The sequence below is a fragment of the Streptomyces gobiensis genome (assembly GCF_021216675.1).
Taxonomy (GTDB): Bacteria; Actinomycetota; Actinomycetes; order Streptomycetales; family Streptomycetaceae; genus Streptomyces; species Streptomyces gobiensis.
Genome location: NZ_CP086120.1, coordinates 4,806,765 through 4,819,366, shown reverse-complemented (window position 1 = coordinate 4,819,366; position 12,602 = coordinate 4,806,765). Strand labels below are relative to the sequence as shown.

13 protein-coding genes are annotated in these 12,602 nt (G+C 68.8%); 1 reads left to right on the top strand and 12 read right to left on the bottom strand.

The window, feature by feature from the left end:
- The 7 genes from test1122_RS22410 to test1122_RS22380 form a co-directional block, all read right to left on the bottom strand.
- A complete protein-coding gene (locus tag test1122_RS22410) occupies positions 1 to 1,422 on the bottom strand; it encodes an FAD-dependent oxidoreductase (RefSeq protein WP_232270966.1) in 1,422 nt (473 codons plus the stop codon).
- A gap of 91 nt (positions 1,423 to 1,513) precedes the next feature.
- Positions 1,514 to 3,208: a phytoene desaturase family protein gene (locus tag test1122_RS22405; RefSeq protein ID WP_232270965.1), complete on the bottom strand. Its 1,695-nt coding sequence runs from the start codon at positions 3,206 to 3,208 to the stop codon at positions 1,514 to 1,516.
- The gene (locus tag test1122_RS22400) at positions 3,205 to 3,702 is read right to left on the bottom strand and encodes a 3-hydroxyacyl-ACP dehydratase FabZ family protein (RefSeq protein ID WP_232270964.1); all 498 of its coding nucleotides are present in this window, start codon (positions 3,700 to 3,702) and stop codon (positions 3,205 to 3,207) included. The genes test1122_RS22405 and test1122_RS22400 overlap by 4 nt, the downstream gene beginning before the upstream one ends.
- Positions 3,702 to 4,115: a 3-hydroxyacyl-ACP dehydratase FabZ family protein gene (locus test1122_RS22395; protein ID WP_232270963.1), complete on the bottom strand. Its 414-nt coding sequence runs from the start codon at positions 4,113 to 4,115 to the stop codon at positions 3,702 to 3,704. Before test1122_RS22395 ends, test1122_RS22400 begins: the two co-directional genes overlap by 1 nt.
- Positions 4,115 to 4,369: an acyl carrier protein gene (locus test1122_RS22390; protein ID WP_232270962.1), complete on the bottom strand. Its 255-nt coding sequence runs from the start codon at positions 4,367 to 4,369 to the stop codon at positions 4,115 to 4,117. Before test1122_RS22390 ends, test1122_RS22395 begins: the two co-directional genes overlap by 1 nt.
- 11 nt (positions 4,370 to 4,380) lie before the next feature.
- Positions 4,381 to 5,562, bottom strand: coding sequence for a beta-ketoacyl synthase N-terminal-like domain-containing protein (locus test1122_RS22385; RefSeq protein WP_232270961.1), 1,182 nt, complete (start codon positions 5,560 to 5,562; stop codon positions 4,381 to 4,383).
- Complete coding sequence (locus test1122_RS22380; RefSeq protein WP_232270960.1) at positions 5,559 to 6,791, bottom strand: beta-ketoacyl-[acyl-carrier-protein] synthase family protein; 1,233 nt, start codon at positions 6,789 to 6,791, stop codon at positions 5,559 to 5,561. The genes test1122_RS22385 and test1122_RS22380 overlap by 4 nt, the downstream gene beginning before the upstream one ends.
- Positions 6,792 to 7,080: 289 nt before the next feature.
- Between test1122_RS22380 and test1122_RS22375 the strand changes: the two genes are divergently transcribed.
- A complete protein-coding gene (locus test1122_RS22375) occupies positions 7,081 to 8,370 on the top strand; it encodes an aminotransferase class I/II-fold pyridoxal phosphate-dependent enzyme (protein WP_232270959.1) in 1,290 nt (429 codons plus the stop codon).
- A 66-nt stretch (positions 8,371 to 8,436) separates the two neighbouring features.
- Here test1122_RS22375 and test1122_RS22370 read toward each other — a convergent pair whose 3' ends face one another.
- The 5 genes from test1122_RS22370 to fabG all read right to left on the bottom strand — a co-directional run bounded on the left by test1122_RS22370 (position 8,437) and on the right by fabG (position 12,582).
- Positions 8,437 to 9,384, bottom strand: coding sequence for a beta-ketoacyl synthase N-terminal-like domain-containing protein (locus test1122_RS22370; protein ID WP_232270958.1), 948 nt, complete (start codon positions 9,382 to 9,384; stop codon positions 8,437 to 8,439).
- A 2-nt stretch (positions 9,385 to 9,386) separates the two neighbouring features.
- Positions 9,387 to 10,574, bottom strand: a complete 1,188-nt coding sequence (locus test1122_RS22365; protein WP_232270957.1) for a beta-ketoacyl-[acyl-carrier-protein] synthase family protein — start codon at positions 10,572 to 10,574, stop codon at positions 9,387 to 9,389.
- A 66-nt stretch (positions 10,575 to 10,640) separates the two neighbouring features.
- The gene (locus test1122_RS22360; protein ID WP_232270956.1) at positions 10,641 to 10,898 is read right to left on the bottom strand and encodes an acyl carrier protein; all 258 of its coding nucleotides are present in this window, start codon (positions 10,896 to 10,898) and stop codon (positions 10,641 to 10,643) included.
- Between the two features lie 38 nt (positions 10,899 to 10,936).
- The gene (locus test1122_RS22355) at positions 10,937 to 11,674 is read right to left on the bottom strand and encodes a 2-hydroxychromene-2-carboxylate isomerase (RefSeq protein ID WP_232270955.1); all 738 of its coding nucleotides are present in this window, start codon (positions 11,672 to 11,674) and stop codon (positions 10,937 to 10,939) included.
- 161 nt (positions 11,675 to 11,835) lie between these two features.
- On the bottom strand, positions 11,836 to 12,582 hold the full coding sequence (fabG, locus tag test1122_RS22350) for a 3-oxoacyl-[acyl-carrier-protein] reductase (protein WP_232270954.1): 747 nt from the start codon (positions 12,580 to 12,582) through the stop codon (positions 11,836 to 11,838).
- Positions 12,583 to 12,602: the final 20 nt, after the last annotated feature.

Genomic DNA, 12,602 nt, shown 5'->3' with positions numbered 1-12,602 from the left:
TCAGCTCTCCGGACGGGCGTGCGGAGGGGATACGGGATTGGGCCCGGCAGCCGGCACCGGGGCAGCGGATCCGCTCTGGCCTGGAGTCAGCGCTGCCCTGACCATGGCGGGCCGGAACAGCGCGGAGGCGGAATCGATCATGTGCATCACCCGGTTGACCTGGTAGGCGGCAGGCGGCCCGGCGGCGCTGGCGCGCATCACACGGCTGAGGTAGGGCTGCATCATCCGGTCCGTCAGCCCCGGTCGCCCCGCGGTGCCGGGGAAGGCGAGGTCCTGACCGGTGGCCATCTGCCAGGGGGCCTTGACCGTGGCAGCGAGCCGGCGCTGGAAATGGCGGCTCAGCCCGGCGGTGGTGCCACGCCTCGCATACCTCTGCAGGCAGTCGCGCAGGGTGTCGGCGGCGAGCGCCGCCACGGTCATGCCCTGCGCGTACACGGGGTTGAAGGCGCACGCCGCGTCACCGATCACCAGGAACCGCTCCGGCTGCCGGGGCAGGCGCTCGTAGTGCCACAGGATGTTGGCCATGTCCCGGTAGCCGCGTATCGGCTCCAGCAGCTCAGCGCCGGCGACCGCCTCATGGAGCACGCCGCCCTCAAGGCTGCGGGCGAAGTCGAGATAGCCGTCCAGTTCGGTGGGCGGGTAGTCGCCGCCACAGCCGGTCACCGTGGCAATCCAACGGTCCCCCTCGACCGGCACCATCACACAGCCACGCGGCCTTCCCGGGTAGGGCAGACAGACAAGTGTCCGCCAGTCGTCCAGGCTGCCCCGCTCGCGCCGGAAGACGGCCGTCGCATAGCCCTGGCGCGGGTTGATCCGGGTCTCCGCGGGCGGCTCGGTGCCCAGCTGCTCCAGCCACCGCACGGCCTTGGAGTCGCGGCCGCTGGCATCCACCACGAGGTCGGCCGCCAGCTCCCTGACTCCGGCTGTCGCGGAACCACGCTGGCGCACCCGCAAGCCCGAGACGGACCGTGCGCCATCATCGGAGACAAGTCCGACTGCTTCATGCCGGGTCAGCACGGAGACCCCCGCGGCGGCGAGGACGTTACGCCGTACGACCCAGTCGATCAGCGAGCGGGTGGCGGAGATGGTGGTCAGGCCCGCACCGCGAGGGCCTCGGTACTCCCAGCCCGCTTCACCGTGCTGGAGCAGATCGGTCGGCCATTCCACCTCAATGGCTCCGGCGTCCAGGAACTGCTGGTGGATTCCGAAGAACATCTCCGCGAGAATCTGCCGTCCCTTGGCGAGCAGTGCGTGCGGATGCCTGGCCTGGGGGACGCCCTTGCGGAACTGCGGCCCGTCAGGCAGCGCGTCCCGTTCGACCAGGGTGACCCGCTCATAGTGTCTGGTGAGCACCTGAGCCGTGAGCAGGCCCGATATGCTGGCGCCGACCACGACCGCGTGACCGCCGAGGGGCTCGGCCATAACCTCATTCCTTTCCGTACTCGGACGGTATTGCCGGTCGGTGCCGCACGGTGCGGACCACGGACGGTGCCTCAGTCGAACGGACGGTGCCTCAGTCGATACGAGCGAGACCGCGGGCGGACCGTCGCGCGGTTCCGCGTGAGATCGCCAAAGGGTCCCAGCGTGCTGGACGTTCGGGCAGCAATGACGGATCTCCGACGACTTCGCCGGCGTGGACCTGATACATCAGCTGGCGCTCCAGAATCGTTCCGGCACAGGCGAGGCCGCCGACCATGACGCCGGTGATGCCGCTGCCGTAGCGCGTGCTCTGGCCGACGACATGCAGACCGCGGATGCCGGTCCCGGTGTCCGGCCGGGTTCCGCCACGCCCCCAGCGCGCGACACCGAACGGTGTGCCGCCGGTGGACCGTGTGTAGCGCTCCTGGGTGAGCGGGGTCGCCAGCTCACAGTGGACTATGTGGTCACGGAAGGGGCCGAGGACCCGTTCGGCGGCGGTGAGCATCGCCTCGGTGAAGCGTTCCTTCTCCGCCTTGTACGCCTTCAGCCTGCGGTACTTGATCCCGTCCGTGGGTCCGGAGGTCACGCCCCATGGCTCATAGGCCGGCGGGCACAGCGTCATCAGCTGGAAGTTGCTGTGCCCTGGCGGGCACATATGGGCCGAGCCCGGATCCTTGAGGGAACCGAACGAGATGAAGAGGAACGGCACGTCGTCGGGCTGCCGGCCCTCGGCCAACCGCTGGTAGTAGGCATCGATGTCATCAGTGTCGTACCACCACATATTGGCCTCGTTGATGCCCTCCAGCTCCCGGTCGAGCGCCAGGTACAGCGTCGCGAACGGGAGGCCCATCTCCGCTTCACGCGTTCTCCTCGCCATCGGCTTGCTCAGATGTTCCTCGCCTACGAGGTCGAGCAGCGTGCGACGGAAGTCGGCGTTGGAGACCACGAGAGGAGCGTGGTACTCAGTGCCGTCGGTGAGCACCACGCCACGGACCGCGCGATCCTCCACGAGCACCCGCTGTACGGTGCTCCGGGTGCGCAGCACACCGCCGTTGGCCTCCAGCACCTCAACCAGCGTGGCGGCGAGCATCTGACCGCCACCTTCGGGGAAGTACGCCCCGCGGACGTAGTGATCGGTGACGATGGCGTGCATGGAGACCGTCGCCTGCTCAGGTCCCATGCCGTAGTTGGGCGACTGGGCAGCGAGCACGGTGCGCGCCGCGGAGGAAAGCCCGCAGTGGTCGAAGAGTTCGGCGAGCGTCCTCCTGCCCCATGACTGCACCGTCGGCGTCATGGCGACGATGTCCGGGACGGACTTCCCCGGAGGCGCCAGCAGCGTGGCGCGCTGCTCCTCGCCCATCGCCTCGATGATGGAGGTGAAGGTGTCCAGCCCCTCGGCGTCGTCCGGGAGTGCCTTGCGCAGCCGGGCACGGTACTCGCCCCAGCTCGCGGGGACCTCCACCGAAAGGCCGGGGAGCAGGACCTTGTCGAAGCAGTCCGGGTCCATCTCCCGGAAGCCGACCCGGTCGCGGACGCCCAAGCCGCCGAGGATCGCCGGAACGATGCCGTCCGCTCCGCAGTCCCCGATGTAGTGCACCCCGACGTCGAACTCGAACTTCCGCCGCCTGCGGAAGACATGGCTGTTGCCCCCGGCGATATCGTGCTGTTCCAGGAGCAGCACCCGGCGCCCCGCCGCCGCCAGATAGGCGGCGCAGGTGAGGCCGCCGAGACCCGCGCCCACGACGACGACGTCCCACTCCCGGGGTGTCTGTGGCTGCTGCTCGGTCACGTCGGTATGTCCTCTCTCTCCAGCGCGTCGGCCGGGCGGCGGATGACCAGTCCGTGTCCGGCGGACAGCACCGCCGTGCCCTCCACCCGTGACTCGCCGGTCAGAATCATGGTTTCGTCAAGCTGCCGGAGCACCCGGACGTGGTGTGTCACCTGATCGCCCGGGAGGACGGGGGCGCCGAAGGAGAGGTCGGTGTACGTACCGAGCATCGGCACACCGGCGTCCAGGACGTCGGTGCCGTCGCCTTTCCAGGTCGCCATCACCAGCACCGCGCACGCCTGGTTGAACGACTCCATCAGCACGGCGTGCGGCCAGGCCAAGCCCTGCTCACCGGCCGTCCCGTAGGCGTCACGAGCCCGGAACCAGGGCTCGCCGTAACTGGCGGCCTTACGCGCGATGACATGTGCCCCGGGCTCCAGTTCGAGGATCCGGTCCACCAGCAGCATGCCGGCCCGGTGCGGGATGAGCCCTTCGATCTCCGGTATGCCGAGCATCAGGCGTCCGCCACGGTGTACCGCAGCCGGACCCGGGCGCTGTCTCCACGCGGATTGCGGACCACGGCACGGCACTGCCAGTCGTCCCGTACCGCCTTCCAGCTCAGCTCCATGGCGACCAGCTCGCCCGGGTAGACGGGGTCGAGAAACCGCGCCGACTCGACGGCGGCCAGGCGTGGCCGGGCCTTCTCGTCGAGGAAGGCGGGAAACGCGCCCAGCGCGGCCCGGTGTACGCACTCGATGAGGCACACGCCGGGCAGAATCGGAAAGCCTGGGTAGTGCCCGTCGAATACGGGCTCATCCGCGCTGATGCCGATCGTCGCCTCAGCATGCGGCGGGGCTTCGTCCGGTGTCCCTGCCCGGACCATCGTGACCTCGCCGGCCAGGGAGCGGGCCGCGTGCTCGCCCCCCATCAGGCGTCCCGCTGCTTGCTCTGCATCAGCTTCCAGGCGTGCTCGAACGTGGTCATGGTCTGTAGCTCGCCCTCCTCCAGCTTGACGCCGTAGGTCTGCTCGATCGACACCATCACCTCGAGCGTCAGCAGCGAGTCGACCCCAAGGTCGTCGACGAAGCTGGCGGTGTCGGTCACCTCCTCCACCGGGACATCAAGCGCGTCGGCGACCACGGCGCGCAGCTCTTCCTTGTCAAGCTCGGTCAAGAGGGGCATATGACTGGTCCTCACTGTTGTGTCGTTGCTGCGATGGGCGGGGTGGACGGGCCGTACCCGCCCGATGGCGTGGGGCGCAGGGAGAGCACGGCGCAGCCGGCCACACCGTCCCTGTCGACCGAGGTGATCAGGGCGGTGCGCGGCGCGTCGGCGGGCTCCGTCTCCGCCATGGCCAGGACCGAGACCACCTGGAAGGCGGCGGCCACCGCGGCCGTGTCACCGAGGAAGTCCGCACAGCTGACGCGGTCGGCTGCGGAGTCCGCCAGCAGGGCGTCGAGCGCCGCGTGTTCGCCGGAGCCGAGCGCGCCAGGCGCCCCGCTGGTCGCCACGCGCCACAGCTCGGCGGGCGTGACGTCGGCGTTGCCCAGCGCCGTGTGGAGGCATTGGCGCAGCACCGCCGCGACCTGGTTCACGCCGTCGAAGACGCCGAATTCCAGGGCGAGTACATCAGCGAAGGCGCTGTCGGGGGCCTGCTCGGACGGCTCGACGCGCAGCATCGCGCAGCCTTCGCCCAGCACGGAATCCGCGCCGCCCGCATCCCCGGTGTGGTGCTGGAGCCAGGCCCGGGCCGGGGAGTATTCCTCGGCCGCGCCGCACAGCACGGAGGAGGCACGGCCGGTCGCCTGCAGTCTGCGGGCGTAGTTCAGCGCGAGCAGCCCGGCGGCGCGTCCGCCTCCAACCGTGACGTTCGGGCCCTTGAGCCGGTGCCAGATAGCGGCCTGGCCAGCGGCGCAGTTCATCACCGTGTTGGGGAACCGGGCCGGGTCGACATGGTAGGGCCGGTCACCGGTCAGTGAGCTGCGGGTGAAGTCCATCATGGACTGCGCACTGCCGGTTGTGGTGCCCAGGACCAGTGCTCGTCCCGGCAGCACATCGGCCGGCGCCCCACCGTCCTGGCCGGGACTCCCCGTCAGGTCAGCGCAGCGCTCCACGAGCTGTCCGGCGGTGGCAACCGTGAGTGCGGTCAGCCGGTCCATGGAGCGGGTTCCCTTGCGGCCCAGCGCCGTTCGAGTTTCGAACTGCCCGGCCATCCGGGCCCGCGTACGGGGGATCGCGCCGTCCTCGGCGGGCACGCAGTCGGTGGCGCCGCCGGAGGACATTCCCGCGAGGAACGCCTCCCGTCCGATGCCGAATGGAGAGATGGCCGACCAGTCCACGATCACTGGACGCGGCCTGGTGGGTCGCTTGGTCACGAGTCATACCTGCCAAAGATCACGACGGAGTTGTTGCCGCCGAAGGCGAGCCCGTTGTTCTGGACGATGCGCAGCTCAGCCGGCACCGCCTGGTTGGGCACACAGTCCAGGGCGACGTCGGGGTCCGTCTCGACATGGTTGATGGTCGGGGGAATGAACCCTTCACGGATGGCCAGCGCGCACCCGATGGCGGCGAGCGCGCTGGCCGCGCCCATCGAGTGACCGAGCATCGACTTCATCGACACCGTGCGCGGCGGGGTGGCGAACACCGACCGGATCGCCCGCGCCTCGGTGACATCATTGGCCTGGGTGCCGGTGCCGTGCGCGGAGATGAAGCCGACCTCCTCGGGCTTCACACCGGCATCGCGAAGGGCGAGGCGCATACAGTCCGCGACGCTGTCCTGGTAGGGCGCTACCTGGTGGTAGGCGTCGCAGTTCAGTCCGTAGCCGAGCACCTCGGCATAGATACGGGCCCCGCGCGCCAGTGCGGATTCCAGGCTCTCCAGGACGAGGATGCCCGCGCCCTCGCCGGTGAGGATGCCCTTGCGGTCGATGTCGAAGGGTGCGCAGACCTCCGGGGCGATGGTGCCCAGCCGGTAGAAGCCGGCAAAGGTCTTGCGGCACATGGCGTCAGCGCCGCCGCCCAGCACGATGTCGGCCTCGCCAAGGCGGATGGCGTCCAGGCCGTAGCCGATGGCGTAGTTACCCGCGGCACAGGCCGTCGGCACCGTGATGGTCTCGGCCTTGGTGAGGCGGAACTCGCGAGCGACCGCGGTGGAGAGGTTGGCGACCGGCACGCGGCCGGCCACGGCGGGGTCCATGCTCTCAGGCCCCTGCTCAAGCTCATGCTCGACCAGGTGGTCAAGGTCGCGCGACTCACCGTCAGTGGTGCCCACCGAGACCATGCAGGCACGCGAGGAGAGTTCGTTGTCAGACAGGCCCGCATCCTGGACGGCCATCCGGGCGGCTGCCACGGAGAACTGGGTGGCGCGGCCCAGCGTACGGGGGTCCAGGGTGGTCAGGTACCGGCCGGGGTCGAAGTCCACGACCTCGCAACCGTTGGCGTATTCGAATCCCGTGGTGTCGTAGGCACCGATCGGCTTGGCACCGCTGCGCCCCTGGCGTAGCCCTGCCAGGAAGCGCTCGGCACCGATGCCGATACTCGATACGGCGCCCAGGCCGGTCAGTACGACCCGCCGTGAACCGTAAGCCTCGGTGAACTCAGGCACGGCTTCTCCCAGTCGTCGTCAGTGGACAGTGCCCCGGTCCGTGGCCAGAGCTGGTAACCCGGCGAAGATCCCGGTCATCGATGAGGTTAAGACAGCTGCGGTCCGCATTTCCGCCCGCGGACAAGGACCTGCCACAACCGCTTGGGCTCACACACAGAACGCCACTCTCCGGAAGACACAAAGACAGGTGGCACGCCCCCGTGTTACAGCAACTTGCCAACACACCAGGTGTCCGGAAAATCGCGCTGCTCGCACTGCTAGATTCCCACAGCGATCAGGAGGAAATCAGATGACGCTAGATGCACGAGAGCAGGCAGCTGCTCCCATTCCCGCCGCCGAAAAGGCGGAAGAGACCGCGTCGTCCAGCGGCGCTCCTCAGTGGCACTTCGACCAGTTTGCCGAGGGCCTACGCCAGTTTGGCATCGGGGTGCCTTTCAGCGAGGGCATGTCCGGCGTCCCCGAGGTGACGATGCAGGGCAGGCAGCTGGTGAACTTCGCGCCTGTCAACTTCCTGAACCTGCACAGCAGGCCGGATGTAATGGACACCTTCACCGATGCGGCTCGCCGCTACGGGCTGGCCACCGGCGGCGCCCGGATCAGCCAGGGCGTGACGCGTCCGCACATCGATATGGAGGCCGAGCTCTGCCGCATCCTGGGCAAGGAGCGAGCGATCGGCTACGCGACGGGCATGCTGGCCAACATCGGCTTCATCCATGCGATGTCGAACAAGCAAGCCTGGTCCGACGACATGCGGATCGACCTGACCGATGTGGTCTTCGTGTTCGACCGCGACAACCACTGGAGCCTGTGGAAGGCCGCAGAGAAGCTCGAGTACGGTCGACGGCTCTTCTCCTTCAAGCACAACAACCCCGAGCACCTGGAACAGGTCCTCCAGCGACTGCGGGGCAAACGGGTCGTCGTCGTCTTCGAGAGCGTCTACTCGATCGACGGCTCCGTGGCACCCATGCACGACCTCGTCGATGTCTGTGAGAAGTACGGCGCACTGAGCTTCGTGGACGACGCCAACGGCTTCCTGGTGTACGGCGCACAGCACCGCCCGTTCGCGAAAGAGTACGCGGGAATGTACCGTGCCACGTTCATCATGATCTCCCTCAAGAAGTCCGTGGGTCTGGAGGGTGGACTTATCGTCGGCCCCCGTGACGCCATGTACTCGATGGAGGCGCTCAATATGGCGTCGGTCTTCACCGCACAAGTGCAGCCGCCGACCGCGGCCACGGCGGCATATGTGATGCGCCTGCTCACCCAGCAGGAGCCGGAGATCATTGACAATTACCTGGCCCGCGTCGCATATTTCCGTCAGCGGCTCATCGACGAGGGCTTCGAACTCAATCCAACCCCCTCAATCATGACTTCCATCGACGTGGGCCCCGAACCCGTCGGAAACGCCATCAAGGAAGCCTTCCTGGAGCGCGGTTACCGGATTCCCGTCTATCTCTTCCCAGCAGCACGGAAAAACCACGCCACCATGCGTCTCATCCTCAACGCGACTCACACGGACGAACATATCGACGGCTTCATCTCACTCATGCGTGAATTCCGCTCGAAGTTCGGCCTCTGATCCCGGGTACAGCAGCTGGGGGGCACCGCGGCGCGGTGCCCCCCAGCTGCTGTACCCGGAGGATGGCTATGCGGTTGCCGTGACCCTGGCGATGGCCACGTTGCCGGTGGCCGCCGCGGTCGCGATGACCCTCTCCCGTCCCGCTCCTGCGCGCAGCTCCGAGGTCACCTCAAGCAGGGGAGCCAGTGCCCCGGGCCCCGCGTGCCGCCGTTCGGTCCGGGCTCCCAGCGCCGCCGCCACCGCGTCCGAGACCGGGGAGTCGTCCCCCACCAGCCGTACCGGCATCTCGGCCGGTGCGCCGGCGCCCACCGCCCGTAGCGCCGCGAGCACCAGCCGCCGTGCGGCGGCCCCATCGGACGTGAGCGCCGATGGCGGCAGGAAGAGCGAACGGACGGCACAGCGCCCGTAGACATGGGCCTGCCGCGCCTCCGCACGCTTCACGGGCTCCGCGATCAGCACGGCGGCACCGTCCTCGGAGTCGGCGGAACGCGGCTCGGCCTCATCCAGTGGGTCCTCCGTGACGCCGAGCACCAGCCAGCGCGCTCGGCCGAGCCGTACCGCACGCGCCCCTGCCTCGATGGCCTCCAGGCCGGCGATGCGCGGCGAGTGCAGGGCGAGGCTGAATCCCCGGAGGCCATGCTCGATCGCCAGCCTGCTGAGGAAGAGGTTCACCGAGAAGAACGGCACCGTCGCGGGACGCAGCACCTCGACGCCACGGGTGAGCACGGTGCGGTCGATGGTGGCGTGCAGCCGGGACGCGCAGTTGTTGGACGCCAGCGCCACACCGCAGTCCTCCGCACTGCCCCCTTCGGGTGTCCACCGGGCCTCGGCCAGTGCCCGTTTGGCGGCGGCGAGCAGCAGCTGAGTGGCGCGGGGCACGTACTTGTAGCCCCGGGGTCCCAGTTCCGTGCGGTAGTCGAACCACTCCTCACCTCCGTCGCCGTCCGGAGGCGGGAGCGCGGTTCCGATGCCCGACACCACCAGGTCCGCCGCCGATGCGGTCGGCGCAGTCATGATCAACGTACTCCTTCGAACAGCAGGGAGATGTTGTGCCCGCCGAACCCGAAGGCGTTGACCAACGCCAGGCGGCCCTTGGGGGTGACGGGCTCGGTGGACAGCAGCACGGCGCACTCCGGGTCCTGGTCGTCGATGGGCACGTTGCGCGGCACCCGCCGATGCTCCAGCATGAGCAGCGCGGCAACGGCGGACAGCGCTCCTGACGCGCTACCGGTGTGACCGATGAGGGCCTTGAGGCTGTACAGGGGCAGCTGAGCGGCGCGCGGACCGAACACGTCGTGCAGGACCCGCGCCTCGGTGGCGTCATTGAGCTCGGTGCCGGTCGCGTGCGGGACGACAAGGGAGATGTCGCCGGCGTGCACAGCGGCGCCGCGCAGGGCTTCGCGCACCGCCCGCGCGATCTGCTCGCCGTCCGGATTGGGGGCGGTGGGGTGGTAGGCGTCGCAGGTCCACCCGGAGCTGAGCAGCCGGCCCCGGACCCTGGCACCGCGTTGAGCGGCGTGCTCGGCCGACTCCAGGACGAGGGCGGCGGCACCCTCGCCCATCCCCGTCCCCTTGCGGGCTCGGTGGAACGGACGTACACCGTCCGGGTCCAGCGCGCCGAGCCGGGTGAAGCTCGCCGCGATCACCCGGGAGTACATCTCCACGGCGCCCGCGATCACGATGTCCGCCTCACCCGCGCGGATCAGGTCAGCTCCCATCGCAATCGCGTAGGAGCCGCCCGCACAGGCGTTGGAAGGACTGGTGGCGGCCACCTCGGCGCCATAGCGGTCGGCGATCGCGGCGGCGGCCGGAAAGCTGGGCACCCATGGGTCAGGGGGTGTCCGGGTGCCCGCCCGCCACTCCTCCAGCAGACCTGCGTCGGACACCCCGCTGGCCATGATGACCCCAAGCCGTCCCGGGGCCGCCGACTGCGTCTTGACATCTCGCACGGCCATATCCGCCACCTGGATCGCGGCCTGGCTGGCCCGCCCCAGCGGCAGTCCCTCGTATACAGACGCTGCCTCATGGAGCGCGCCGTCCGGCACGGACTGGCACAACGGCGGCGGCACCGTGCGCCCCGCCCCCAGTTGGGCCGTGGGCTGCTCCGGCGGGCGATCGGCCTCCCACATGGCGCGCCAGAAGGCGTCAACGCCACTGCCCGCACCGGATAACGCGCCCAGGCCGGTCACGACAACTTCACTCATCATGTTCCTCTCGCCTGCGGCAGTCGCAGCGCTGCGGGAAGGCGGCGGCGCGGCCTGTATGGCCGCTCAGACCGCGCTCGCCAGCTTCCGGCTGAGCAGCGCGACGACATCACGCATCCGCACGACATCGGCGATCTCCGTTGACTCGATCTTGATCTCGAAATGCCGTTCCATCGTCACCGCGAGCTCCAGCGCGAGCAGCGAGTCCACGCCGAGGTCTTCGATGAAGTGCGCGTCGTCGGTGATCACGCTCGGCTCAAGGTCCAGCACATCGGCAATGAGGTCGCGCAGCGCGTCCTCGTCTATGGGGTTTGCAGTTGGCATGGCGGTACTCCTGTTCGTTGTCGTGAGCGGGTGCCGGATCAGCCACAGCCGCCCGCGTGCCCCGCGTCGCCTCCCGGTGTGACGAGCTCGGGCAGTTCGATGAGGTCGTCGAGCCAGGACTGGCGGTCGCCCGCGGGCGCCTCCTCGCCCCGCATGCTGGCGACGTACGCGCGGAGGCGGTCGACGCCGAAGTACTTGTCGCGCCGGTGCACGAAGAAGGGCACACCGAACAGGCCGTCCTTGTAGGAGCGCGTCAGCGCCGCGACGCCGCGTCGGCGCAGCTCGGCGTCGTCGGAGGCGTTCGCCACCCGCTCGGCGTCCAGGCCGAGCTCGGCGCCGATGTCACCGATGACCTCGCGGTCGCAGATGTCCCGGTTCTGCTCCCAGCGGGCCTTGTAGACCCGGTCGATGAACGCGCGGCCCTGCCCGGCGTCCGCGGCCACCAGATACCCGAGGTGGGAGACCTCCCAGTTGGGGTCCCGGTCGATGGGCCAGCTCATCGTCCAGCCACGGGCCTTGGACAGCCGGGCGGTGTCCTGGAGGATGTAGAAGTTCTTCGCCCGGGACATCGGAACGATGGGCAACTCGACCTGGGCCTCCGCGAGCAGCTTGGCGGTCTGCTCGTCAGGCTCCCAGAACGGAATCCACTCGATGGCGTCGGCGACATCGGGATACCGCTCGGTGAGGTCGCGATAGGCCATCCAGGAGTAGGGGCTGCGGAGCGAGAAGTACCAGCGGGGCCCCTTGCCCGGCTTGGCCGTGGCCTTGTCAGCCATGAGTCTCCTAGTGAGGGGACCACCGGCTTCAGCCGGTGGGGGAATCGCTTCCCTGGTGTGTGGTCATTCCTTTCGGCTGTCCCGCAAGGGACCGGTTCGGGCTGGACCGCAAGCCTCAGGTTGTAAGCCCCTTCTTCAGGCGGGGGGGCGGATCGGCCAGGTCACAGATGAATGCCGCCGTCGACGTGGAAGACGGATCCGGTGACGTAGGCGGCGCGGTCGGAGACCAGGAAGGAGACCAGCTCGGCGACCTCGTCGGCGGTGCCGACGCGGCGCAGCGGTATCTGGTTCAGCGCCTGCTCGATGACCTTCTCGCTGAGCTCGGCCGTCATATCGGTGCTGATGAAGCCGGGGGCGACGACATTGGCCCGGATGCCGTAGGGGCCGACCTCCTTGGCCAGCGACCGGGTGAAGCCGATGATGCCCGCCTTGGACGCGGCGTAGTTGCTCTGGGTGGCGTTGCCGTAGACGCCGGCCACCGAGGAGAGGTTGACGATCACGCCGGACTTGCGCTTCATCATCGCGAAGACGACGGCACGGCAGATGTTGTATGTCCCGCTGAGGTTGACGTCGATGACCGCGTGCCAGTCCTCGTCCTTCATCAGCAGCAGCGGGTTGTCCCGGGTGATCCCGGCCGAGGTGACAACGGCGTCGACCGGCCCGATGGTCTCCTCGGTACGCCTGACCAGTTCCTGTACGGCGCTGGTGTCGGTGACATCCGCGCGCAGGGAGAAGACACGCCGGCCGAGAGCGGCGATCTCCTTCTCCAGTCCGGCCGCCGCGTCGGCGTTTGCCGCGTAGCAGAAAGCGATGTCATATCCGTCCTCGGCCAGCCGGAGCGTGGTGGCTCTGCCGATGCCACGCGTTCCGCCACTGACCAGCGCCACCTTGGCTGTGGTTTCGGGCATGAGTTGCTGTCCCCCTGTCG

Excerpts from the sequence above, each read along its gene's own strand:
- test1122_RS22410 (WP_232270966.1), bottom strand. The coding sequence starts at position 1,422 with ATGGCCGAGCCCCTCGGCGGTCACGCGGTCGTGGTCGGCGCCAGCATA.
- test1122_RS22400 (WP_232270964.1), bottom strand. The coding sequence starts at position 3,702 with ATGCTCGGCATACCGGAGATCGAAGGGCTCATCCCGCACCGGGCCGGC.
- test1122_RS22395 (WP_232270963.1), bottom strand. The coding sequence starts at position 4,115 with ATGGGGGGCGAGCACGCGGCCCGCTCCCTGGCCGGCGAGGTCACGATG.
- test1122_RS22390 (WP_232270962.1), bottom strand. The coding sequence starts at position 4,369 with ATGCCCCTCTTGACCGAGCTTGACAAGGAAGAGCTGCGCGCCGTGGTC.
- test1122_RS22375 (WP_232270959.1), top strand. The coding sequence starts at position 7,081 with ATGACGCTAGATGCACGAGAGCAGGCAGCTGCTCCCATTCCCGCCGCC.
- test1122_RS22370 (WP_232270958.1), bottom strand. The coding sequence starts at position 9,384 with ATGACTGCGCCGACCGCATCGGCGGCGGACCTGGTGGTGTCGGGCATC.
- test1122_RS22365 (WP_232270957.1), bottom strand. The coding sequence starts at position 10,574 with ATGAGTGAAGTTGTCGTGACCGGCCTGGGCGCGTTATCCGGTGCGGGC.
- test1122_RS22360 (WP_232270956.1), bottom strand. The coding sequence starts at position 10,898 with ATGCCAACTGCAAACCCCATAGACGAGGACGCGCTGCGCGACCTCATT.
- test1122_RS22355 (WP_232270955.1), bottom strand. The coding sequence starts at position 11,674 with ATGGCTGACAAGGCCACGGCCAAGCCGGGCAAGGGGCCCCGCTGGTAC.
- fabG (WP_232270954.1), bottom strand. The coding sequence starts at position 12,582 with ATGCCCGAAACCACAGCCAAGGTGGCGCTGGTCAGTGGCGGAACGCGT.